Source organism: Burkholderia pseudomultivorans (genome assembly GCF_001718415.1).
Taxonomy (GTDB): domain Bacteria; phylum Pseudomonadota; class Gammaproteobacteria; order Burkholderiales; family Burkholderiaceae; genus Burkholderia; species Burkholderia pseudomultivorans_A.
Map to the genome: position 1 here is coordinate 359,676 of NZ_CP013377.1, position 22,410 is coordinate 382,085.

At 66.7% G+C, this 22,410-nt stretch carries 18 protein-coding genes, 2 tRNA genes and 1 rRNA gene; 16 read left to right on the top strand and 5 right to left on the bottom strand.

Features of this window, described 5'->3' with window-relative positions; genetic code table 11:
• Window positions 1-14: 14 nt before the first annotated feature.
• The gene (locus tag WS57_RS01570) at window positions 15-470 is read left to right on the top strand and encodes an RbsD/FucU family protein (protein WP_069243656.1); all 456 of its coding nucleotides are present in this window, start codon (window positions 15-17) and stop codon (window positions 468-470) included.
• Between the two features lie 177 nt (window positions 471-647).
• Window positions 648-1,085, top strand: a complete 438-nt coding sequence (locus tag WS57_RS01575; protein ID WP_009690012.1) for a DoxX family protein — start codon at window positions 648-650, stop codon at window positions 1,083-1,085.
• A gap of 108 nt (window positions 1,086-1,193) precedes the next feature.
• Here WS57_RS01575 and WS57_RS01580 read toward each other — a convergent pair whose 3' ends face one another.
• Entirely contained in the window at window positions 1,194-2,501 is a 1,308-nt protein-coding gene (locus WS57_RS01580) for an MFS transporter (RefSeq protein WP_040130969.1), read from the bottom strand.
• Between the two features lie 307 nt (window positions 2,502-2,808).
• A complete protein-coding gene (locus WS57_RS01585) occupies window positions 2,809-3,945 on the bottom strand; it encodes a branched-chain amino acid ABC transporter substrate-binding protein (protein WP_040130970.1) in 1,137 nt (378 codons plus the stop codon).
• Window positions 3,946-4,432: 487 nt separating this feature from the next.
• On the opposite strand from WS57_RS01585, the gene WS57_RS01590 reads away from it, so the two are divergent.
• Entirely contained in the window at window positions 4,433-5,227 is a 795-nt protein-coding gene (locus WS57_RS01590; RefSeq protein ID WP_009690008.1) for an AraC family transcriptional regulator, read from the top strand.
• A 70-nt stretch (window positions 5,228-5,297) separates the two neighbouring features.
• Here the strand turns inward: WS57_RS01590 and WS57_RS01595 are convergent, their stop codons facing one another.
• Complete coding sequence (locus WS57_RS01595) at window positions 5,298-5,561, bottom strand: hypothetical protein (RefSeq protein ID WP_040130971.1); 264 nt, start codon at window positions 5,559-5,561, stop codon at window positions 5,298-5,300.
• Window positions 5,562-5,900: 339 nt separating this feature from the next.
• Entirely contained in the window at window positions 5,901-7,793 is a 1,893-nt protein-coding gene (locus WS57_RS01600) for a bifunctional sugar phosphate isomerase/epimerase/4-hydroxyphenylpyruvate dioxygenase family protein (protein ID WP_060300994.1), read from the bottom strand.
• Window positions 7,794-8,049: 256 nt separating this feature from the next.
• Here WS57_RS01600 and aroQ point away from each other — a divergent pair, with 256 nt between their 5' ends.
• The 3 genes from aroQ to WS57_RS01615 are packed head-to-tail and all read left to right on the top strand — an operon-like array spanning window position 8,050 to window position 10,718.
• The gene (aroQ, locus tag WS57_RS01605) at window positions 8,050-8,505 is read left to right on the top strand and encodes a type II 3-dehydroquinate dehydratase (protein ID WP_009690003.1); all 456 of its coding nucleotides are present in this window, start codon (window positions 8,050-8,052) and stop codon (window positions 8,503-8,505) included.
• A complete protein-coding gene (locus WS57_RS01610) occupies window positions 8,502-9,356 on the top strand; it encodes a shikimate dehydrogenase (protein ID WP_059482243.1) in 855 nt (284 codons plus the stop codon). Before aroQ ends, WS57_RS01610 begins: the two co-directional genes overlap by 4 nt.
• A gap of 30 nt (window positions 9,357-9,386) precedes the next feature.
• The gene (locus WS57_RS01615) at window positions 9,387-10,718 is read left to right on the top strand and encodes an MFS transporter (protein WP_059516097.1); all 1,332 of its coding nucleotides are present in this window, start codon (window positions 9,387-9,389) and stop codon (window positions 10,716-10,718) included.
• Between the two features lie 714 nt (window positions 10,719-11,432).
• Here WS57_RS01615 and WS57_RS01620 read toward each other — a convergent pair.
• Window positions 11,433-12,542: a 2-aminoethylphosphonate--pyruvate transaminase gene (locus tag WS57_RS01620; RefSeq protein ID WP_069243657.1), complete on the bottom strand. Its 1,110-nt coding sequence runs from the start codon at window positions 12,540-12,542 to the stop codon at window positions 11,433-11,435.
• Between the two features lie 255 nt (window positions 12,543-12,797).
• On the opposite strand from WS57_RS01620, the gene phnS reads away from it, so the two are divergent.
• The 10 genes from phnS (at window position 12,798) to WS57_RS01670 (ending at window position 22,382) form a co-directional block, all read left to right on the top strand.
• Entirely contained in the window at window positions 12,798-13,886 is a 1,089-nt protein-coding gene (gene phnS / locus WS57_RS01625) for a 2-aminoethylphosphonate ABC transporter substrate-binding protein (protein ID WP_009691533.1), read from the top strand.
• Between the two features lie 35 nt (window positions 13,887-13,921).
• Entirely contained in the window at window positions 13,922-15,025 is a 1,104-nt protein-coding gene (gene phnT / locus WS57_RS01630) for a 2-aminoethylphosphonate ABC transport system ATP-binding subunit PhnT (protein WP_059515391.1), read from the top strand.
• Window positions 15,003-15,923: a 2-aminoethylphosphonate ABC transporter permease subunit gene (locus WS57_RS01635; RefSeq protein WP_059515390.1), complete on the top strand. Its 921-nt coding sequence runs from the start codon at window positions 15,003-15,005 to the stop codon at window positions 15,921-15,923. The genes phnT and WS57_RS01635 overlap by 23 nt, the downstream gene beginning before the upstream one ends.
• Window positions 15,913-16,773, top strand: a complete 861-nt coding sequence (gene phnV, locus WS57_RS01640) for a 2-aminoethylphosphonate ABC transport system, membrane component PhnV (protein WP_040130979.1) — start codon at window positions 15,913-15,915, stop codon at window positions 16,771-16,773. The genes WS57_RS01635 and phnV overlap by 11 nt, the downstream gene beginning before the upstream one ends.
• Window positions 16,770-18,077 (top strand): phosphonoacetate hydrolase, encoded by a 1,308-nt coding sequence (phnA, locus tag WS57_RS01645; RefSeq protein ID WP_059515389.1) that lies wholly within the window; start codon window positions 16,770-16,772, stop codon window positions 18,075-18,077. The genes phnV and phnA overlap by 4 nt, the downstream gene beginning before the upstream one ends.
• Entirely contained in the window at window positions 18,074-19,528 is a 1,455-nt protein-coding gene (gene phnY, locus WS57_RS01650) for a phosphonoacetaldehyde dehydrogenase (RefSeq protein WP_069243658.1), read from the top strand. Before phnA ends, phnY begins: the two co-directional genes overlap by 4 nt.
• 3 nt (window positions 19,529-19,531) lie before the next feature.
• On the top strand, window positions 19,532-20,083 hold the full coding sequence (locus WS57_RS01655; RefSeq protein WP_069243659.1) for a phosphonate degradation HD-domain oxygenase: 552 nt from the start codon (window positions 19,532-19,534) through the stop codon (window positions 20,081-20,083).
• A gap of 513 nt (window positions 20,084-20,596) precedes the next feature.
• Window positions 20,597-22,129, top strand: a 16S ribosomal RNA gene (locus WS57_RS01660).
• 62 nt (window positions 22,130-22,191) lie between these two features.
• Window positions 22,192-22,268, top strand: a tRNA-Ile gene (locus tag WS57_RS01665).
• Window positions 22,269-22,306: 38 nt separating this feature from the next.
• A tRNA-Ala gene (locus WS57_RS01670) sits at window positions 22,307-22,382 on the top strand.
• Window positions 22,383-22,410: the final 28 nt, after the last annotated feature.

Genomic DNA, 22,410 nt, shown 5'->3' on the forward strand with positions numbered 1-22,410 from the left:
GGAGGCTTACCCCCATGCTCAAGCATCTCGATCCGCTGCTGCACGCCGACATCCTCCACGCGCTGCGCGCGATGGGCCACGGAGACGAAGTGGTGATCTGCGACGCGAACTTCCCGGCCGAATCCGTCGCGCAGCATACGGTGGTCGGTCGCGCGCTGCGGATCGACGGCGCCGATTCGGCGCGCGTCGTGCGCGCGGTGCTGTCGGTGCTGCCGCTCGACACCTTCGTCGATACGCCCGCATGGCGGATGGGAGTGGTCGGCGATCCGGCGGCGGTGCCGCCCGTGCAGCGCGAAGTGCAGGCCGAGATCGACCGCGCGGAAGGACGCGCGGTGCCGCTGGCGGGCATCGATCGCTTCGCGTTCTACGAGCGCGCGCAGCAGGCGTATGCGGTGATCGTCACCGGCGAGCTGCGCGGCTACGGCTGTTTCATCTTCAAAAAAGGCGTGTTGTTGAGCGACGCGAACTAAACGCGCGGGCGGCCAGCGTCGTTCGCGCGGCCGCTATCGTGTAAAGATTTGCTACAACCTTTTGCTTGGATGCGGCGGAAAGAGCCTCTATTCTGGCCCATTTGCCGGGGCCCGCAGGCCCCCGGGCCGTCCCGGCGCACCCGGACGGCCGGATGAACGACCTACGAGGAGAGAGGCATGACGCGTTCCGTCGATTCCGGCGTCATTTTTTTCGCACGCCTGGCGCTGGCGGCGTTGTTTTTGTGGGGCGGCGTGATGAAGCTGCTCGGCTATGGCGATTTCGTCGGCTATCTGCGTGGCCTGAACGTGCCGTTTGCGCAGTACCTGGCGCCGGTCGTCGTCGCGATCGAGGCGCTCGGCGGCCTGCTGCTGATCGTCGGCTACAAGGTGAAGCCGCTCGCGCTGCTGATGGCGCTCTACACGGTCGCGACCGCGATGGTCGGGCACAATTTCTGGGACGCGACGGACGCCGCGGTCCAGCACGACATGGTGATTCACTTCTGGAAGAACATCGCGATTGCCGGCGGCTTCCTGCTGTTGTTCGTCACGGGCGCGGGCGGCGCGAGCATCGATGCGCTGCGCCGGCCGAGCTCGTCGTACGGCAGCCTGCGCTGAGCGCGCGACGCCGCTCGCCGAGTCGGCACACCGGATAAAGCAGAAGGGCCGAATCCCGCACGCCGCGGGATTCGGCCCTTCGTTCATGGACGGCCGGTGTGCTGCCGCTCAGTGCGGCGCATCCGCCTTCGCATCCTTCGCGAACTGCGCGGCAATCGCGCCGAGTACGCAGATCGCCGCGACGTACACGACCGGCGCCAGCGGATTCGACTTCATCATCAGCGACACGATCACCGGCGTGAGGCCGCCGAAGATCGCATAGGCGACGTTGTACGAGAACGAGATGCCCGAGAAGCGCACGACGGCCGGGAAGCTCTTGACCATCACGAACGGCACCGCGCCGATCGTGCCGACCATGAAGCCCGCGATGCCGTAGTAGAGCGGCAGCGTCGACGCGTCGGCCGCGACCTGCACGAACAGCAGGTAGTAGCACGCGGCCAGCACGAGGCCGCCGATGCCGAGCACGCGCTTCGCGCCGATCCAGCCCGCGAGCGAACCCGCGCAGATGCAGCCGGCCGTCAGGCACAGCGTCGCGATGCTGTTCGCGAACAGCGTCGTCGCGGGCGTCAGGTGAAACTGCTTCTGCAGCAGCGCGGGCGTCATCAGGATCACGACGACGATCGCGGCCGACAGCATCCACGTGAGCAGCATCGACACGATCACCGCGCGGCCGTGGTCGCGCAGCACGGCCTTCAGCGGAATCTCGGCGGCGAGCGCCTTCTTCGCCTTCATCTCGGCGAACACCGGCGTCTCGTGCAGCCAGCGGCGCAGGTACACCGAGAACAGCCCGAATACGCCGCCGAGCAGGAACGGGATGCGCCACGCGAACGCGGCGACTTCGGCTGTCGAGTAGCGGCTGTTGATGCCGGCGGCGACGAGCGAGCCGAGCAGGATGCCGGCCGTCAGGCCCGAGGTCAGCGTGCCGCACGCGTAGCCGATGTGCCGCGACGGCACGTGTTCGGAGACGAACACCCATGCGCCTGGCACTTCGCCGCCGACCGCCGCGCCCTGCAGGATGCGGAACAGCAGCAGCAACACCGGCGCGAGGATGCCGATCGTGTCGTAGGTCGGCAGCAGGCCCATCAGCAGCGTCGGCACGGACATCATCAGCACGCTCAGCGTGAACATCCGCTTGCGGCCGACGAGGTCGCCGAAGTGCGCCATGATCACGCCGCCGAGCGGACGCGCGAGATAGCCGGCCGCGAAGATGCCGAACGTCTGCAGCTGGCGCAGCCAGTCGGGAATGTCGTGCGGGAAGAACAGCTGCCCGATCGCGGGCGCGAAGAACACGAAGATGATGAAGTCGTAGAACTCGAGGGCGCCGCCGAGTGCGGCGAGGCCGAGGGTCTTGTAGTCGCTGCGCGTGAGCGCGCGTTCGGCGGCGCGAGGCACGCCGCTCAATTCGGAAGCTTGCATGGTCAGGACGATCGGTTTTCGAATGTTGTTGTCGGTGCTGCGTCTCCGGGGCCCGCTATCGACGTGGACTGGCGAGGGCGCAACCTGCGTCGTCGGAAGGCGCGTCGCGCGTCGGATGGACGTGCGACACACGCGCCGCCGCACCGGGATGGGGCGCGGCGGAGACGAAGCGTCAAAGCGGGTGGGGGGATTCTACAGGAGCGCGAAATGCGCGCGGACGGCGCAGGTCGAGGGCGGCTTCGACTTCGGCGGGAAGCGGCACATGGAGAGGCGCGCGCCGGGCGTGCCGTGTGCGCGCCGCCGGCGCTCAGTTGCCGGCGATCGTGTCGACCGGCTTGAACGCGCCGTGCTCGACGCGGTAGATCGTCACGGGTGCGTCCTTCAGGTCGCCCTTCGCGTCGTACGCGATGCTGGGCGCCGACACGCCCTTGATCGACACCTTGCCGAGATACGGCGTGTACACCTTCGGATCGGTCGAATTCGCGTTCTTCATCGCGGTGAGCAGCGCGATCGTGCCGTCGTAGGCGTACGGCGAGTAGGTGATCACGTCTTCGTTGAAACGCGCCTTGTAGCGCGCCGCGTAGCCCGCGAAACCGGGCATCTTTTCCTTCGGCAGCCCGCCCATGTAGACGATCGCGCCTTCGGCCGCTTCGCCGCCGACCTTCAGGAAGGTCGGCGAGCGCGACATCTCGCCCGTCACGAATGCGGACTTCATCCCGAGCTGGCGCATCTTGCGGATCATCGGCGACGACTGTGCATCGCCGCCGCCGTAGAAGATCGCATCCGGGTTGATGCCCTTCAGGTTGGTCAGGATCGCCGAGAAGTCGAGCGCCTTGTCGTTCGTGAAGTCGCGCTTGACGATCGTGCCGCCCGCGGCCTGCACGGCCTTCGCGAATTCGTCGGCGATGCCCTGGCCGTAGGCCGTGCGGTCGTCGATGATCGCGATGCGCTTGAAGTGCAGGTTCTTCACCGCGTACGTGCCGACGATGCGGCCCGCCTGCGCGTCGCTCGTCAGCAGGCGGTAGGTCGTCTTGTAGCCGCGCGCCGTGTATTGCGGCGACGTCGCCATCGACACCTGCGGCAGGCCCGCGCGATCGTACAGGTCGGACGCCGGAATGCTGGTGCCCGAGTTGAAGTGGCCGACGATGCCGCGTACGTTGTCGTCGATCAGGCGCTGCGCGACCGTCGTGCCGGTGCGCGGATCGGCCTGGTCGTCCTGCGAGTCGAGCTGGAACGTGACGGGCTTGCCGCCGATCGTCGGCCCGGTCGCGTTGAAATCGGCGATCGCGAGCTGCACGCCTTTCTGCATGTCCGTGCCGTAGTTCGACTGCGGGCCCGTGAGCGGCGCGGCAAAACCGATCTTGACGACCTCGGCGGCGATGGCGTGCGCGCCCGAGAACGCGCAGGCAGCGGCCAGCGCGACGTGCGATACCTTCAGCTTCACTTTCACTTCCCCTTGATGGCGTGGTTGGGCTCGCCGGTTGCGGCCGGCGGCGGTAAGCGGGGCGAGACGCGTCGTGCGGCGGCCCGGCGCGACAGCCGTGCAGCGGGGCCGCGCGCCGCGGCTTGCGGGCCTTGTCCGGTTGTGCCGGAATCGGCTTGCGCCGCGGTTGCGGCTGGATGCCGGGTGCCGCGGCTGCGGCGGTGGCCGAATGTCGTCTCGTGACCGTGGAGCGAAGTCTAGGTAGCGAAAATGCGCGCGTCTTGCGCGTTCGATGCGCGCGCGGCGACGATATCGGCATATCGTCGATAACCCTGTATATGCTGAAATCGTCATCGCGAATGCGCAGTCGGGCCAAGACGCGATGCGGTGCTGTTTCTACGATGGCGATTTCGGGATTCGCGACGGCACTGCGCGCGTGCGCGACCGGCGCGGTGGCGCGGCGCCCCTATAATCGACGCCATCAGCCACTCGCTTCGCGGATGCCGGGATGACGACCACGCTTGCCGCACCTTCCATGAGCCTGTCCGACACGCTGCGCCACCCGTCCGGCAACGCCGACCTCGACGCGATGCTCGCGCACTTCCGCCTGCTCGAGCCGGTATTCGACGCGCTGCCCGACGTCGCGTTCTTCGTGAAGGACGCCGACGGCCGCTACGCGCTCGTCAATCGCACGCTCGCGATGCGCTGCGGCTACAAGGACAAGCGCGAGCTGCTCGGCAAGACGACCGACGAAGTGTTTCCGCGCCGCTTCGGCCGCAGCTATTTCGAGCAGGACATGGCGACGATCAACGCCGGCCAGCAACTGACCGACCAGCTCGAACTGCACCTGTATCCGGGGCGGCTGCCGGGCTGGTGCCTGACCTGCAAGGAGCCGTTGCGCGACGCGGCCGGCAAGGTGGTCGGCCTCGCGGGCATTTCGCGCGACCTGCGCGCGCACGAAGGGTCGCATCCGGCATACAGCCGGCTCGCGGACGTGGTCCAGCACATCCAGGATCACTACGTGCAGCCGCTGAACCTGAAGCAGCTCGCGCAGATGGCCGGGATGTCGGTCGCGCAGCTCGAGCGCTATTTCCACAAGGTGTTTCACCTGACGCCGCGGCAGGTGCTGCTGAAGACGCGGCTCGACGCGGCGACCGCGCTGCTCGTCACGCACGACAAGGTGACCGACGTCGCGGCGCTATGCGGCTACACGGATCACAGCGCGTTTACGCGCCAGTTCAAGGCGACGGTCGGCGTCACGCCGACGGAATACCGGATGATGCTGCAGGAGCGGGCGGGGTAGGATGCCGCGCCGGCGAAGCCGACGCGGCGCAAGTAGGGAAGTGCGGAAATGCTAGGGAGAAGGCGGCCGCTCAGCGGTAGCCGAGCCCCTTCAGGACGGCCGTGCCGTTTTCGGTCAGGCGGAAGCTCGGTGCGGTATCGGCGTCGAGCTTGACCATTTCGACGAGACCGGCTTCCTGCAGCGCCGGCAGCTCGGGTTTGGCGTTCGCGCCGATCGGCGCGTGCAGCAGGACGAGCAGTGTCGCGATTTCGTGATGACTGAGCAGGCGGCGCAGCATCGTCTTTTTCACTGGGGGTGCGGCCGGGCGGCCCGCGGGTGCTTCTACGGCGCTCATCGCTATCCTCCGTTTTCGAGAGATTCTTCGGGTTTGGAGACGGATGGTGCCGAGCAAGACTTAAGCGATTCTTAAAACCGCGGGGTGCCCCGCGATGCTGCGGCGTCGGGCGAGTTACGGCATGTAACGTCGTACGGAAGGCCGAAAGAAGTTTTGTTGCGGTTTGGGGCGTCGGCGGGGGCGCGGCGGCCCGATTCTCCTCGATTCGATGGCCGGGACGGCGGTCGGGGCGCACAGCCGAAGGGAGCCGGAGCGTCGGTTCGAACACCGGCCTTAACGCGCGGTCGCGACGGTTGATACGATCCGGCCCCGCTCCGCTTCGGAGTTCCCGTTCTTCCCCTATTTCCTGCGCTGCGCCTGCGCGGCCAGCCGCACGGCCGCGTTCGCGGCGCCGTACCCGTCATAACCGCCGCGCCGCTCGACGATTTCGAGCGAAAAGCGGTTGTCGACCAGTTCCGTATACGCGTGCAGGAATTCGCCGCCGCGCTCGTCGCGGTCGTACAGCAGATGGTGGGCGCTCAGCGTGTCGATCAGCGCGTCCGGCAGCGCATAGCGCGCGGCGAGGTCGTCGTAGTAGTTGGCCGGGATGCGCAGGAACGGCACGCCGTCGGCCGCGAACGCGGCGACCGTCTTCACGATGTCGTCGGTGCGGAACGCGACATGGTTCAGCCCCGTGCCGTGGTAGCGGTCGAGCGATTCGGCCACGGCCGTGTGCCGGTCGACCGACGCATTCAGCGCGATCCGTACCGAGCCGTCCGCGCTGCGCACCGCGCGGCTGCGCATCAGCCCGTACGGATCGGGCACCAGCCAGCTGCGCTCGGCTTCGAAGCCGAACGCCGTCTTGAAGAACAGGATCCACGTATCGAGCGCGTCGGCCGGCAGCGCGAGGCAGACGTGGTCGATACCGGTCAGCGGACCGACTTCGACCGGACCGTCGATATCGGTCAGCACGAAATCCGATTCATACAGCGTCGGCGCGTTCGGCGCCTCGTCGACGAAATATTCGAGGCTGCCGTCCGGCGCCTGCACGCTCGGCAGCACGCGCTCGTTCGGCCCGACGCGGCCCGAGAACGGCGCGTAGCCGAAGCCGGCCGCGCGTTCGAACGCGACTTTCGCGTCGTCGACGCGGAACGCCGACGCGCACAGCGACAGCCCGTGCTGCTGGAAGAACGCATCGGCGAACGAGTCGCGCTCCGCGTTCAGAACGATCGACGCGGCGCCGTGCTGGAACAGCGTGACGTCCTTCGACCGATGGCGGCCGGCGAGCCGGAAGCGCATCCGGCCCAGCCATTCGCCGACGGTGGCCGCCGCCTGCGCGTCGACCGCGAATTCGATGAACTGGAACCCGACGTGCGCGGGCGGCGCCGGCGGCGCGAACAGCGGCTGGTCGGCGCCCGGCGCGCGGCCGTCCTGCGCGAGCCGGGCGCGCGTCAGTTCTTCCAGATACAGCAGCGAGCGGTGGCCGTCGGCGGCCGTGATCGCGGTCGGCGCCGCGCGGAAGCCGTCGTTGAAGATTTCCAGCGACAGCGGCCCCGTATAGCCGGACTCGATCACGCGCGCGGTGAAGCGGGCGAGGTCGAAGTCGCCCTGGCCGGGGAACGAGCGGTAATGGCGGCTCCATTCGAGCACGTCCATCGCGAGCTTCGGCGCGTCGGCGATCTGCACGAATGCGATCCGGTCGCCGGGGATGTCGGCGATCGCGTCCGGCGAATCGTCGAGCGACAGCGTGTGGAAGCTGTCGAGCGCGAGGCCGAGGTGCGGGCTGTTCACCGCGTCGACGAGTCGCCACGCATGACCGTACCGGTTCACGATGCGCCCCCACGCGAGCGCTTCGTACGCGACGACGACGCCGGCCTGTCGGGCCGCCTCCGCGAGCGCGCCGAGCTGGTCGATCAGCAGCGCATCGTCCGCGATCGTGTCGGGCGACACGTTGCTGCAGACCAGGATGCGGTCGGTGCCGAGCGCGTGCATCACGTCGAACTTGCGGCGCACGCGGTCGAGATTGCGCGCCAGTTGCGCGGCGCTCACGCCCTCGAAGTCGCGAAACGGCTGGAACAGCACGATGTCGAGGCCGAGATCGGCGGCCATGCGCCGGACGTCGGCGGGCGAGCCGTCGAAGTAGACGAGGTCGTTCTCGAAGATTTCGACGCCGTCGAAGCCCGCCGCCTGGATGGCGGCGAGTTTCTCGGCGAGCGTGCCGGACAGGGACACGGTGGCGATCGAGCGCTGCATGAGCGAATCCTGCGGGTAAGCGGGCGCGGCGCCGGCCGGTTTGGCCCGAAATGAACCAGTCATTGAGTTCATCGGACGCGCGATATCCCGAGTTTACTGGGTGGGTAAGCGGAATTATACAAACTAACTAGATGGTACAAATAAGCGAAAACCCGAAAAGACAAGGTTGTTGTGCAGGCGCACACTAGCGCCGAATCCCACTATCACGGGGCGGTGCACGCAGCGATCCGCCCCTCGTTTCTGGAGCGGAATCACGATGAGCAAGCGCAAGGTGCTGGTGCTGAACGGCCCCAACCTGAATCTGCTGGGGACGCGCGAGCCCCATATCTACGGCGCGGAAACGCTCGCCGACGTCGAGCAGCGCTGCCGCGCGGCCGGAGAAGCGCTCGGGCTGGAGGTCGAGTTCCGCCAGTCCAACGCCGAGCACGAGCTGATCGACTGGCTGCATGCCGCGCGCCACGACACGCACGGCATCGTGATCAACCCGGCCGCGTATACGCATACGTCGGTCGCGCTGGCCGACGCGCTGTCGGCGATCGCGAAGCCGGTGATCGAGGTCCATATCTCGAACGTGCATCGCCGCGAGGCGTTCCGTCACCATTCGTATGTATCGGCGATCGCCGAAGCCGTGATCTGCGGCTGCGGCACCGAAGGCTACGTATTCGCGCTGCAGCGCCTGTCGACCCTGTTTGCGCAAGGAGCCGCGCGATGAGCCGTCCGTCGTTTCTGATCGGCCTGATCGGCCAGGGCATCGGCGGTTCGCTGTCGCCGGCGATGCATGAGGAAGAGGGTTTCCGGCAGGGCTTCGGCTACGTATACCGGCGCATCGATCTCGACGTGCTCGGCGTGGGCGTCGACGCGCTGCCGCAACTGCTCGATGCCGCGCAGCGGATGGGCTTCAACGGGCTGAACATCACGCATCCGTGCAAGCAGCGCGTGATCGAGCATCTCGACGCGCTGTCCGACGACGCGCGCGCGCTCGGCGCGGTCAACACCGTGCTGTTCAAGGATGGCAAGCGCACCGGCCACAACACCGACTGGTCGGGCTTCGCGAAATCGTTCCGCCGCGGGCTGCCCGGCGCGTCGCTCGCAAGCGTGGTCCAGCTCGGCGCAGGCGGCGCCGGCGCGGCCGTCGCACACGCGGCGCTGCAGATGGGCGCGGCCGAACTGACGATCTTCGACGTCGACGGCACGCGCGCCACGGCACTCGCCGATGAATTGCAGCAGCGCTTCCCGGCCGCGCGCGTCGCGGCGGGCGGCGATCTCGCGGCCGCGACGCGCGCCGCGACGGGCCTGATCCACGCGACGCCGACCGGCATGATCAAGCATCCGGGCCTGCCGCTGCCGGCCGACCTGCTGCACGCGGGCATGTGGGTGGCCGACATCGTGTATTTCCCGCTCGAAACCGAACTGATCCGTGCGGCCCGCGCGGCGGGCTGCGCGACGCTGCCGGGCGGCGGGATGGCCGTCTACCAGGCCGTCGATGCGTTCGAGATCTTCACCGGCCGCACGCCCGACGCCGAACGGATGTTCGAGCACTTTCAGTCGCTGATCGCGCGCTGACCCATTCGAGAAAGAGACCAGGAGACGACCATGCAGCACACCACCCACACGAGCGCCGCGCCGGCGCAGGCGGCCGGCACGCTCCGGCGCACGTCGGCGCGCTACAAGATCCTCGCGCTGCTCGCGATCGGCACGATGATCAACTATCTCGACCGCACGGTGCTCGGGGTGGCTGCGCCGCAGCTCACCAAGGAACTGGGCATCAACGCGGCCGTGATGGGCATCATGTTCTCGGCGTTCTCGTGGACGTACGTCGTCGCGCAGGTGCCCGGCGGCCTCTTTCTCGACCGTTTCGGCAGCAAGGTGACCTATTACTGGTCGATGACGCTGTGGTCGCTGTGCACGTTCCTGCAAGGCTTCGTGCCCGGCGTCGCGACGCTGCTCGCGTGCCGTCTCGGCCTCGGCGTCGCGGAAGCGCCGTGCTTCCCGACCAACAGCCGCGTCGTCGCGACGTGGTTCCCGCAGAACGAACGCGCGATGGCGACCGGCACCTACACCGTCGGCGAATACATCGGCCTCGCGTTCTTCAGCCCCGTGCTGTTCGCACTGATGGGCGCGTTCGGCTGGCGCTCGCTGTTCTGGGTGGTCGGCGCAATCGGCATCGCGTTCGGCCTGGTCTGGTGGAAGTTCTATCACGAGCCGCGCAACCACCCGGGCGCAAATACCGAGGAACTCGCCTACATCGAGGCGGGCGGCGGCCTCGTGCACGGCGTGCGCAAGGACGACCGGCCCGCGCCCAAGCCGTTCAGCTGGGCGATGGCCGGCCGGCTGCTGAAGAAGCGCCAGCTCGCGGGCATCTGCCTCGGCCAGTTCGCCGGCAACTCGACGCTCGTGTTCTTCCTGACCTGGTTCCCGACCTATCTCGCGACCGAGCGCCACATGGGCTGGCTGAAGATCGGTTTCTTCGCGGTGATGCCGTTCATCGCGGCGTCGATCGGCGTGATGTTCGGCGGGATCTTCTCGGACTGGCTGCTGCGTCGCGGCAAGTCCGCGAACCTCGCGCGCAAGCTGCCGATCATCGCAGGCCTGCTGCTCGCGTCGACGATCATTCTCGCGAACTACGTGCAGAGCAACGAGGCCGTGATCGCGATCATGTCGGTCGCATTCTTCGCGCAGGGGATGGCCGCGCTCGGCTGGACGCTCGTGTCGGACATCGCGCCGGACGGCCTGCTCGGCGTCACGGGCGGCATCTTCAACCTCGCGGCGAACCTGGCGGGCATCGTCACGCCGCTCGTCGTCGGCTTCATCGTCGCGTCGACCGGGTCGTTCGTCGGTGCGCTCGTGTTCATCGGCGCGATCGCGCTGGTCGGCGCGCTGTCGTACATCTTCGTCGTCGGCGACATCAAGCGGATCGAACTGTAAGTCTCTTCTCCACGCACGTCGCGTGCGTTCGCCCGGCGGTCGCCGACCGCCGGGCATTTTTGTTGTGCGCCCAGCATGGGCGCACTCCTGCGGGTGAAAGTCCCGCCATAAGCTGGTCATGGCGAATGAAGTGAAGCGCAACTGCATGAGGGCGACCGAGTGTGGGGAGGAAGCGTGGAGCGTAAATCGCGAGCCGATGGACAAGAACCGTATAGAAGGCGCTGCCGAGTAGGGCGAGCGGGCAACAAACCGCAAAGCTCTCGTGACCAAAGCGAAGCGGCGTAAATACGGCGGTTGTGCGATGAAGGAGTGCGTTCTTACCTGGGGAGATCTCGCCTTGTGCCTGAAAGGGCGACGGTGCAGACCGGAGCGAGAAGTCAGCAGAGGCCGTAGTAGTGAGGTGGTGTGGCCGGGAAGGCTAAAGCTGCCAGCGAAGGGCCGAAGGAATGGGAGGGCAAGCCCTCTGGTTCTCGGAAGTGAATAGCCTCAGATGTTCGCGTAAGTGAAGCTCGCCGAACGGTGGATAGGGTGAAGCCCGACAGGCCCAGGCAGCGAGGAATCAGTTTCGGTGAAGCAGACAACAGCGAACCTGGGTGTCGGGTCGGGAGCAACACAAGCCCGGCAACCTCAACCATTCCAACCGCCCGGTGCGGACCCGCATGCCGGGTGGTGTGGGAGGGGATCGGTCAGGTTAACTGACCGCCCCTATCCCGATTACGCGGGCTGCAGCCCGATGCCGAGCGATTCGACCGCCTGCGCGATCGCGGCGACCGCGCGCCGGATGTCGTTCGAATCGATCGCGCCGATGCAGCCGACGCGGAATGTCTCGAGCTGCGTGAGCTTGCCCGGATACAGGATGAAGCCCGCGTCGCGCACCGCGTCGTAGAAGCGGCGGAAATCGTAGGCCGGATGAGCGGGCGCGTGGAACGTGACGATCACGGGCGCCTGCACGCGCGCGTCGAGAAACGGCGTGAAGCCGAGCGCGCGCATCGCGTCGACGAGCGTCCGGCAATTCTCCGCGTAGCGCGCGCCGCGCGCGGGCTGGCCGCCTTCGGCGAGGTACTGGTCGAGCGCGGCGCGCAGCGCGGCGATCACGTGCGTCGGCGGCGTGAAGCGCCACTGGCCGGTCTTGCGCAGATACACATACTGGTCGTGCAGATCGAGCGCGAGCGACCGCGCGTGGCCTTCGCTCGCCTCCAGCGCGTCGCGCCGCACGATCGCGAACCCCATTCCCGGCACGCCTTCGAGGCACTTGCCGCTGGCCGAGACCAGCGCGTCGATGCCGCTGTCCGCCAGCACGATCGGCAGCGCGCCGAACGAGCTCATTGCGTCGACGATCAGCCGCTTGCCGTGCCGCCGGCAGGCGGCCGCGATCGCGTCGAGCGGATTCAGGATGCCGGCGCTCGTTTCCAGATGCACGAGCGCGACGTGCGTGATGCGCGGCTCGCGCGCCAACGCGGCCTCGACCGCGGCCGGATCGACGGCGGCGTCTTCGCCGAACGGCAGCGCGATCGCGTCGATGCCGAGCCGGCCCAGTATTTTCAGGATGCGCGCGCAGTACGCGCCGTTATCGGGCACCAGCACGACGCCGTCGCGCGGCACCAGCGTGCCCAGTGCGGCCTCGACCGCGAACGTACCGCTGCCCTGCATCGGCACGCACACGTACTGGTCGCCGCCGCGCGCGATGTCGACGAGATCCGCGCAGACGGTGGCCGTCAACCGGTTGAAAGCGGTGTCCCATGAGCCCCAGTCCTGTTGCATTGCGTGGCGTGTTGTGGCGGACGTGGTGAGCGGGCCCGGGGTAAGCAGAATCGGATGGGGCATGGTTTTTCTCCAGCAATGATCGGATGGGAAACGCCGGACGGCCTTTCTGAATGACTTGCATGATATTGGCAAAATGTGTCATTTTTTGGAAATTGTGGCATTCGTCACGGGTTTGTCATCGAAGGCTGTGATCCTTCGGTTGCCGCGCAAGACCACCCGCTGCGCGGCGGCGAGGCGGGCCGGCTGTCGGCTCGCCCGGATAAAGATGCCGGACCGTGCCCCGGCCGTTTGGTGTTCCGCCTACGGAGAAGTGAGATGACACTGCAGAATTCCTCGCGCGCCGCTGCCGGCGCGTTCCGCAAGCTTGCGCTGGCCGCCGGCGCCGCCGCTCTGCTGGGCCCCGCGTTGCCGGCGCACGCGGCGAACGCCGTCGTGCTGTACACGGCGGACGGCCTCGAGAATCTCTATCGCGACGTGTTGCCGGCCTTCGAGAAGAAGGAAGGCGTGAAGGTCAACATCGTGACGGCGGGCAGCGGCGAGGTCGTGAACCGCGCGAACATCGAGAAGAATTCCCCGAAGGCGGACGTGATCGTCACGCTGCCGCCGTTCATCCAGCAAGCCGGCCAGATGAGCCTGCTGCAGCCGTACCAGAGCGTGAACTACAAGAACGTGCCGGCGATCGCGAAGGCCGAGGACGGCACGTGGGCGACCTTCGTGAACAACTACTTCTCGTTCGCGATCAATCCCGACGTCGTGAAGAACCAGCCGAAGACGTTCGCCGACCTGCTGTCGCCGAGCTATGCCGGCAAGGTCGCGTACTCGAACCCGGCAACGGCTGGCGACGGGATGGCCGTGCTGATCCTGACGACCACGCTGATGGGCGAGGACAAGGCGTTCGACTATCTCGCGAAGCTGTCGCAGAGCGTGAAGTTCCACACCAAGGGCACGGGCTACCTGAACGTGCTGCTGTCGCGCAACGAGATCTCGGTCGCGAACGGCGACCTGCAGATGGACCTCGACGACGCCGAGCACGGCGCGCTGTCGGTCAAGCCGATCTTCCTCGCGGCGAAGGACGGCGACCAGCCGACCACGTTCCAGCTGCCGTACGGCATCGGCCTGATCAAGGGCGGCCCGAACCAGGACGCCGGCAAGAAGCTGATCGACTACCTGATGTCGACGGAAGTGCAGTCGAAGGTGCCGGACATGTACGGCATCCCGGGCCGCACCGACGTGCCGCTGGCGGGCAAGAACGGCGAGGCCGTGAAGAAGGCGATCGCCGGCGTGAAGCTGATTCCGGTCGACTGGAACCAGGTGATGGCGAAGAAGCCGGTATGGATCGAGCGCTGGAAGAAGGACGTGATCGGCAGCTCGGGCAAGCAGCTCGAAGTCGTCAAGCCGAAGTGATCGGCGCACGCCGCCCGTAGTGAGTGAGCAAGAGGATGAACCCGGTGGATACCGCCCTGAACCATCCCGGCGCTTTCGGCGCCGCCGAGCCGCGCGCGATGCAGCGGTCCGGCGCGCCGGGCGGCGTGCAGATCGAGCATCTGAGCGTGCGCTACGGCGCACGCACGGTGCTGGAAGATCTGTCGCTGTCGATCGGCGCCGGTGAATTTCTGACCGTGCTCGGCAAGAGCGGCTGCGGCAAGACCACGCTGCTGCGCTTCATCGCCGGTTTCGTGAAGGCCGACGGCCTGACCGGTACGCTGACCGTGGCCGGTCGCGACCTGACCTATGCGCCGCCGCACAAGCGCAATCTCGGTCTGCTGTTCCAGAATTACGCGCTGTTCCCGCACCTGTCGGTGTTCGAGAACGTCGCTTTCGGCCTGCGCGCGCGCGGGATGGCGTCGGCCGAAGTCACGCGGCGCGTCGCCGACGCGCTGAAGCTCGTGCAGCTCGGCGATGCGGGCCATCATCTGCCGGCGCAACTGTCGGGCGGGATGCAGCAGCGTGTCGCGCTGGCCCGCGCGCTCGTGATCGAGCCCGACGTGCTGCTGCTCGACGAGCCGCTGTCCGCGCTCGACGCGAACCTGCGGGCGTCGGTGCGCACCGAACTGAAGGCGCTGCACGAGCGCCTGCCGAACCTGACCGTGGTCTGCGTGACGCACGACCGCGACGACGCGCTGGTGCTGTCCGATCGCGCGCTGCTGATGCGCGACGGCCGCATCGCGCAGCTCGGCACGCCGCAGCAGCTGTACGACGCGCCGAACGACGGCTATGTCGCGCGCTATCTCGGCCCGGCGAACCTGCTGCCGCCGCGCGTGATTTTCCCGCTCGGCGATCCGCGCCACGAGGTGCGCGACAAGGTCGCGTGCGTGCGCCCCGAGCGCCTGACGCTGATGCCGCCGGCCGCCGGCGGCATGCACGGCGCCGTTTCGTCGGTCGAATGGCAGGGCGCGGACCTGTCGATCACGGTCGTGCTCGATGCGGCGCCCAACGAAATCGTGCGCGTGACGATGCAACGCGGCCGCGCCGCGGCGCCCGAGCGCGGTGCGCGTGTTTCCCTGCATTGCGAGGCAGACGATGTCGTCCTTATCGAGCCCTGAAGCCGGCCTGTCGCCGCAAGCGCTCGCGTCGGCCGCCGCGCATGCCGCTGCCGCGCGGCGCCGCAGGCGCATGGGCGACCTGCACCTGCTCGGGCTGGCGATCGTCGTGCTCGGGCCGCTGGTCGTCTATCCGCTGGTCAGGCTGGTGCTGTTGAGCGTGTCGGGCGATCACGGGCTCAGCTTCGCCGCGTACCGGACCTTCTTCGGCAATCCCGACACGCGCAACGTGCTGATGACGACGCTCGGCGTGCTGTTCGCGAGCGCCGGCACCGCGTCGCTGCTCGGCGTGATGCTCGCCGCGCTGCTGTTCTTCAAGCCGTTCCCGGGCGCCTCGCTCGTCACGCGCTTCCTGGAACTGTACGTCGCGTTTCCGTCGTTCCTCGTCGCGTTCACGCTGATCTTCCTGTACGGCTCGCAAGGCTCGGTCAGCATCGCGCTGCAGCACCTGTTCCATCTCGACGAGCCGCCGCTGAACTTCCTGTTCGGCATCGGCGGCGTGATTCTTGCGCAGACGGTGTTCTATACGCCGTTCGTCGTGCGCCCGACGCTCGCGTCGTTCGCGACGCTCGACCTGCGCCTGATCGAGGCGGCGCGCAGCCTCGGCGCGTCCGGCTGGATGCTCGCGCGGCGCGTGGTGCTGCCGATCGCGTGGCCGGGCATCGCCGCCGGCACCGTGCTGTGCTTCCTGCTGACGCTGAACGAATTCGGGATCCTGCTCGTGCTCGGCAGCGCGAAGCTCGTGACGCTGCCGGTCGCGATCTACAGCAGCGCGACCGTCGACCTCGACCTGCCGACCGCATCGGCCGGCGCGGTCGTGATGCTGGCGTTGTCGCTGGCGCTGTATGCGGTTTATCGCCGGGTGAACCGGCGTGCGACGGGAGGAAACGATGTCCGCTGAATTTCGTATCGGGCAGGCCGTGCCGCGCCACCCGATCGACTGGCGCGACGCGGTGCTCAGGCAGGCGTCGCGGGTCGCGCTCGCGCTGGCCGCGTTCGCGTGCTTCTGGTTGTTCGTGCTGCCGGTCATCGTGGTCGCGCTGTCGAGCGTGTCGACGCAGTGGTCGGGCACGATCCTGCCGGCCGGCTACAGCCTGCGCTGGTTCGAGCGGCTCGGGTCGCCGGAGTACGACGCGCTGCTGACGAGCCTCGAGATCGGCTTCGGCGTGTCCGCGCTCGGCACGATGCTCGGGCTGTGGCTCGCCCTCGCGCTCGAAGGGCGCGACCGGCGCGGGCTCGGCGCGCTCGTCGACGCGCTGGTGATGGTGCCGAACGGCGTGCCGAGCGTCGTGCTCGGGCTCGCGGTGCTGATCGCGTATCACCAGAAGCCGCTCGACCTGTCGAGCTCGGCGGCGATCGTCGTGCTCGTGCAGCTCGCGCTGATCCTGCCGTTCTGCTATCGCTGCGCGGCCGCCGCGCTGCGCCCGGAACTGACCGTGCTGCGCGAAGCCGCGGCGAGCCTCGGCGCGCCGCCCGCGATGGTGTTGCGCCGCGTGCTGCTGCCGCAGCTCGTGCCGGCGCTGCGCGCGAGCCTGGCGCTCGGCTTCGCGCTGTCGCTCGGCGAGCTCGGCGCGACGCTGACGGTTTATCCGCCCGGGTTCGCGACCGTGCCGATCGTCGTGATCGGCCAGGTCGAGCGCGGCTACTACCTGCCCGCGTCGGCGCTGTCGCTGCTGATGCTCGGCGCGTCGCTCGCGGCGCTGCTGCTGATCGCTGCGCGCGTGCCGCGCGGCAAGCGGGCGGCATCATGAACGCCGCGTTCGCGTTGCGCGTTCCGGGCCAACCGGCGGCGGCCGGTGCGGCGCCCGATCTCGCCGGCCGCTGGGTCGAGGTCAACGGCCGCCGCTACCGGCTGCCGGTCGAGCCGACGGTGGTCGTCTGCGTCGACGGCTGCGAGTACGACTATCTCGAACGGGCCGTCGAAGCCGGTGTCGCGCCGTTCATCGGCCGGATGATCGCCGAAGGCACGGCATGGCGCGCCGACTGCGTCGTGCCGACCTTCACCAACCCGAACAACCTGTCGATCGTCTGCGGCGTGCCGCCGGCCGTCCACGGGATCTGCGGCAATTACTTCTGGGATCCGTCGGCCGACGGCGGGCGCGGCGCCGAGGTGATGATGAACGACCCGGCCTACCTGCGGGCCGGCACGCTGCTCGCGGCGGCGTCCGATGCCGGTGCGCGGGTCGCGGTCGTGACGGCGAAGGACAAGCTGCGCCGGCTGCTCGGCTGGCAGCTGGACGGCGTGTGCTTTTCCGCGGAGAAGGCCGCGCAGGCGAATCTCGCGGAGAACGGCATCGTCGACGTGCTCGACTGGGTCGGCCTGCCGTCGCCGGACGTGTACAGCGCGGCGCTGTCCGAATTCGTGCTCGCGGCCGGCGTGCGGCTCGCGCAGACGCGCCAGATCGACCTGATGTACCTGTCGACGACCGACTACGTGCAGCACAAGTGCGCGCCCGGCACCGACGGCGCGAACGCGTTCTACGCGATGATGGACGGCTATCTCGCGCAGCTCGACGCGCTCGGCTGGGCGATCGGGCTCACGGCCGATCACGGGATGAATGCGAAGCACGATCCCGCGACGGGCCGGCCGAACGTGATCTATCTGCAGGACGCGTTCGACGGCTGGTTCGGCGCGCAGTCCGCGCGCGTGATCCTGCCGATCACCGATCCGTACGTCGTGCACCACGGCGCGCTCGGTTCGTTCGCGACCGTGTATCTGGCGCCCGGCGTCGATCGCACGGACGCGATCTGGCGCATCGGCGGCCTCGACGGCGTCGAGCTCGTGCTCGACAACGCGGAAGCCGCTGCGCGCTTCGAGTTGCCGGCCGACCGGATCGGCGATCTGGTCGTGATTGCGCGTCGCGACATGACGCTCGGCACGCGCGAGCGCGAGCACGACCTGTCGGGCCTGACCGTGCCGCTGCGCTCGCATGGCGGCGTGTCGGAGCAGGAAGTGCCGCTGCTGTTCAACCGTCGTATCGAGCGGACCGATGCGGAACGTCGTCCGCGGAACTTCGACGTGTTCGATTTCGTGCTGAACCGGATCGCAGCATGATGGCCCATCCGCGACAGGATCATCCGGCGTTTCGCGCAGAGGCGCTGCGCTGGTGCGGGACGCGCGCGACGCGGGAACGCAGCTTCGACATCGTCGATCCGTACACGGGCGCCCGCGTCGGCACGGCGCCGCTCGCGAGCGTCGACGACGTGCGCGCCGCGTTCGACTACGCGCTGGCCTACCGGCCGGCCCTCACGCGCTACGAGCGCTCGCAGATCCTCGAACGCGCGGCCGCGCTGCTGCGCGCACGCACCGAGGAAGCGTCCGACCTGATCTCGCTCGAGTCGGGGCTGTCGAAGCGCGATTCGCGCTACGAGATCGGCCGCGTCGCCGACGTGCTGAAGTTCGCGTCGGTCGAGACGCTGCGCGACGATGCGCAGAGCTTCTCGTGCGACCTGACGCCCCACGGCAAGGCGCGCCGCGTGTTCTCGCAGCGGCAGCCGCTCGACGGCGTTATCGTCGCGATCACGCCGTTCAATCATCCGATGAACCAGGTCGCGCACAAGATCGCGCCGGCGATCGCGACCAACAACCGCGTGATCGTGAAGCCGTCGGAGAAGGTGCCGCTGTCGGCGTTCTATCTGGCGGACCTGCTTTACGAGGCCGGGCTGCCGGAGCCGATGCTGCAGGTATTGACCGGCGATCCGCGCGAGATCGCGGACGAGCTCGTCACGCATCCGCATGCATCGCTGATCACCTTTACCGGCGGCGTCGCGATCGGCAAGGCGATCGCGGCGAAGGCCGGCTACCGGCGCATCGTGCTGGAGCTCGGCGGCAACGATCCGCTGATCGTGCTCGACGACGCCGATCCCGAACGCGCGGCGACGCTCGCGGCGCTCGGTTCGTACCGGAATTCGGGGCAGCGCTGCACGGCCGTCAAGCGGATCCTCGTGCAGCGCGCGATCGCGCCGGCGTTCACCGAGGCGCTGGTCGAAAAGACGCGTGCGTGGACCTACGGCGACCCGTTCGATCCCGCCAATGAAATGGGCACCGTGATCGACGAGGCGGCGGCGCGGCTGTTCGAGGCGCGGGTCGGCGACGCGGTCGCGCGGGGTGCGCGGCTGCTGGCCGGCAACCTGCGGCGCGGCGCGCTGTATGCGCCGACCGTGCTCGACAATGTCGATCCGTCGATGACGCTGGTGCGCGAGGAGACCTTCGGCCCGGTGTCGCCCGTGATCCGGTTCGACACCATCGACGACGCGATCCGGATCAGCAACGGTACGGCGTTCGGACTGTCGTCGGGGGTCTGTACGGACAGCACGGCGGCGGTCGTGCGGTTCGTCAACGAGTTGAAGGTCGGCACGGTGAACGTATGGGAAGTGCCCGGATACCGGATCGAACTGACGCCGTTCGGCGGGATCAAGGATTCGGGGCTCGGTTACAAGGAAGGCGTTCAGGAGGCGATGAAGAGCTTCACGAACCTGAAGACCTTCTCTTTGCCCTGGGAGTGACGGATGGCGCTGACGGTGGAACAGATCGACGGCTTGTATCGCGAGCACGGCCATGTGGCCTATAGCGGGGAGCCGGTCACGCAGCTCGAGCATGCGCTGCAGAGCGGGCTGCTGGCGGAACAGGCCGGCGCCGACGAGGCGCTGGTCGCGGCGGCGTTTTTGCACGACCTCGGGCATTTGCTGAATCGCCAGGGTGAGACGCCGAGCGCGCGCGGCATCGACGATCTGCATCAGTATTTCGTGCTGCCGTTCTTGCGGCCGCTGTTTTCGGATGCGGTGCTCGAGCCGATCAGGCTGCACGTCGACGCGAAGCGTTGCCTGTGCCGGACCGACGCCGGCTACTTCGAGAGCCTGTCGCCCGATTCGATCCGCAGTCTCGCGCTGCAGGGCGGCATCTTCAGCGACGACGAGGCGATGACGTTCCTGCAGCGTCCGTTCGCGGAGGACGCGCTGCGCCTGCGCCGCTGGGACGATACGGCGAAGGAGGCGGGCAAGCTGACGCCGGATCTCGATCACTATATGGAGATCGTGGCGCGCCAGGTGCGCGTGGCCTGACGGTTCCGTTCCGGGCAGGTTCTGCATATATGACCCCGCACGCAGCAGCGTGCGGGGTCATATATTTTTTCCGAAACCCCTTGCGCGATTGGAGTGGGGTGCCTAGAATCACGCCTCTTTCGCGCTGACGGCAACGCGGCGCGAGAGGGGAAGCGGAGTCGGTGGTGTGCAGCAGTCTTGGGCGCGCGGCCGGCGAAGGAAGAAGAACCCCGCAGTCGCAACGATGTAGCAAAAAGTAGTTGACGCGCTGCGAAACACGGTTCATAATCTCGCTTCTCTGCTGCTGAAAACGCAGCGCTGCTGGAAGGCCTGATGCCTCTCGCAGAATGCTCTTTAAAAACTAACAGCCGATAAGTGTGGGCGCTTGATGTGAGCGAGACCCGATCCTCGGATCGGGATAGCAAAAGTATCAAGAGTCTCACACTAAAGTAAGTCAGGTTTATGAAGTAATTCATAACCTGTCAGCTTTGAGTGAGCGACCGGTTCGAAAGAACCGAAAACAGTAACAGGTTTGAACTGAAGAGTTTGATCCTGGCTCAGATTGAACGCTGGCGGCATGCCTTACACATGCAAGTCGAACGGCAGCACGGGTGCTTGCACCTGGTGGCGAGTGGCGAACGGGTGAGTAATACATCGGAACATGTCCTGTAGTGGGGGATAGCCCGGCGAAAGCCGGATTAATACCGCATACGATCCACGGATGAAAGCGGGGGACCTTCGGGCCTCGCGCTATAGGGTTGGCCGATGGCTGATTAGCTAGTTGGTGGGGTAAAGGCCTACCAAGGCGACGATCAGTAGCTGGTCTGAGAGGACGACCAGCCACACTGGGACTGAGACACGGCCCAGACTCCTACGGGAGGCAGCAGTGGGGAATTTTGGACAATGGGCGAAAGCCTGATCCAGCAATGCCGCGTGTGTGAAGAAGGCCTTCGGGTTGTAAAGCACTTTTGTCCGGAAAGAAATCCTTGGCTCTAATACAGTCGGGGGATGACGGTACCGGAAGAATAAGCACCGGCTAACTACGTGCCAGCAGCCGCGGTAATACGTAGGGTGCAAGCGTTAATCGGAATTACTGGGCGTAAAGCGTGCGCAGGCGGTCTGTTAAGACAGATGTGAAATCCCCGGGCTCAACCTGGGAACTGCATTTGTGACTGGCAGGCTAGAGTATGGCAGAGGGGGGTAGAATTCCACGTGTAGCAGTGAAATGCGTAGAGATGTGGAGGAATACCGATGGCGAAGGCAGCCCCCTGGGCCAATACTGACGCTCATGCACGAAAGCGTGGGGAGCAAACAGGATTAGATACCCTGGTAGTCCACGCCCTAAACGATGTCAACTAGTTGTTGGGGATTCATTTCCTTAGTAACGTAGCTAACGCGTGAAGTTGACCGCCTGGGGAGTACGGTCGCAAGATTAAAACTCAAAGGAATTGACGGGGACCCGCACAAGCGGTGGATGATGTGGATTAATTCGATGCAACGCGAAAAACCTTACCTACCCTTGACATGGTCGGAATCCTGAAGAGATTCGGGAGTGCTCGAAAGAGAACCGGCGCACAGGTGCTGCATGGCTGTCGTCAGCTCGTGTCGTGAGATGTTGGGTTAAGTCCCGCAACGAGCGCAACCCTTGTCCTTAGTTGCTACGCAAGAGCACTCTAAGGAGACTGCCGGTGACAAACCGGAGGAAGGTGGGGATGACGTCAAGTCCTCATGGCCCTTATGGGTAGGGCTTCACACGTCATACAATGGTCGGAACAGAGGGTTGCCAACCCGCGAGGGGGAGCTAATCCCAGAAAACCGATCGTAGTCCGGATTGCACTCTGCAACTCGAGTGCATGAAGCTGGAATCGCTAGTAATCGCGGATCAGCATGCCGCGGTGAATACGTTCCCGGGTCTTGTACACACCGCCCGTCACACCATGGGAGTGGGTTTTACCAGAAGTGGCTAGTCTAACCGCAAGGAGGACGGTCACCACGGTAGGATTCATGACTGGGGTGAAGTCGTAACAAGGTAGCCGTATCGGAAGGTGCGGCTGGATCACCTCCTTTCCAGAGCTAGCTCGCGAAGTTGAGCGCTCACGCTTATCGGCTGTAAATCAAGACAGACTCAGGGGTCTGTAGCTCAGTCGGTTAGAGCACCGTCTTGATAAGGCGGGGGTCGTTGGTTCGAATCCAACCAGACCCACCAAGTTGTCTGGCGTAAGGAAACCTGGGGCGTCTCTGTATGGGGGCATAGCTCAGCTGGGAGAGCACCTGCTTTGCAAGCAGGGGGTCGTCGGTTCGATCCCGTCTGCCTCCACCACAATCTTCAATGCGAAGTGCTTGGTTCG

Bases quoted from the DNA above. Each gene is read 5' to 3' on its own strand.
- phnT (WP_059515391.1), top strand. From the start codon at position 13,922: ATGAACCCGGTGGATACCGCCCTGAACCATCCCGGCGCTTTCGGCGCC.
- phnY (WP_069243658.1), top strand. From the start codon at position 18,074: ATGATGGCCCATCCGCGACAGGATCATCCGGCGTTTCGCGCAGAGGCG.
- WS57_RS01595 (WP_040130971.1), bottom strand. From the start codon at position 5,561: ATGAGCGCCGTAGAAGCACCCGCGGGCCGCCCGGCCGCACCCCCAGTG.
- WS57_RS01600 (WP_060300994.1), bottom strand. From the start codon at position 7,793: ATGCAGCGCTCGATCGCCACCGTGTCCCTGTCCGGCACGCTCGCCGAG.
- phnV (WP_040130979.1), top strand. From the start codon at position 15,913: ATGTCCGCTGAATTTCGTATCGGGCAGGCCGTGCCGCGCCACCCGATC.
- aroQ (WP_009690003.1), top strand. From the start codon at position 8,050: ATGAGCAAGCGCAAGGTGCTGGTGCTGAACGGCCCCAACCTGAATCTG.
- WS57_RS01590 (WP_009690008.1), top strand. From the start codon at position 4,433: ATGACGACCACGCTTGCCGCACCTTCCATGAGCCTGTCCGACACGCTG.
- WS57_RS01635 (WP_059515390.1), top strand. From the start codon at position 15,003: ATGTCGTCCTTATCGAGCCCTGAAGCCGGCCTGTCGCCGCAAGCGCTC.
- WS57_RS01620 (WP_069243657.1), bottom strand. From the start codon at position 12,542: ATGCCCCATCCGATTCTGCTTACCCCGGGCCCGCTCACCACGTCCGCC.
- WS57_RS01580 (WP_040130969.1), bottom strand. From the start codon at position 2,501: ATGCAAGCTTCCGAATTGAGCGGCGTGCCTCGCGCCGCCGAACGCGCG.
- phnA (WP_059515389.1), top strand. From the start codon at position 16,770: ATGAACGCCGCGTTCGCGTTGCGCGTTCCGGGCCAACCGGCGGCGGCC.
- WS57_RS01655 (WP_069243659.1), top strand. From the start codon at position 19,532: ATGGCGCTGACGGTGGAACAGATCGACGGCTTGTATCGCGAGCACGGC.
- WS57_RS01575 (WP_009690012.1), top strand. From the start codon at position 648: ATGACGCGTTCCGTCGATTCCGGCGTCATTTTTTTCGCACGCCTGGCG.
- phnS (WP_009691533.1), top strand. From the start codon at position 12,798: ATGACACTGCAGAATTCCTCGCGCGCCGCTGCCGGCGCGTTCCGCAAG.
- WS57_RS01610 (WP_059482243.1), top strand. From the start codon at position 8,502: ATGAGCCGTCCGTCGTTTCTGATCGGCCTGATCGGCCAGGGCATCGGC.
- WS57_RS01615 (WP_059516097.1), top strand. From the start codon at position 9,387: ATGCAGCACACCACCCACACGAGCGCCGCGCCGGCGCAGGCGGCCGGC.
- WS57_RS01570 (WP_069243656.1), top strand. From the start codon at position 15: ATGCTCAAGCATCTCGATCCGCTGCTGCACGCCGACATCCTCCACGCG.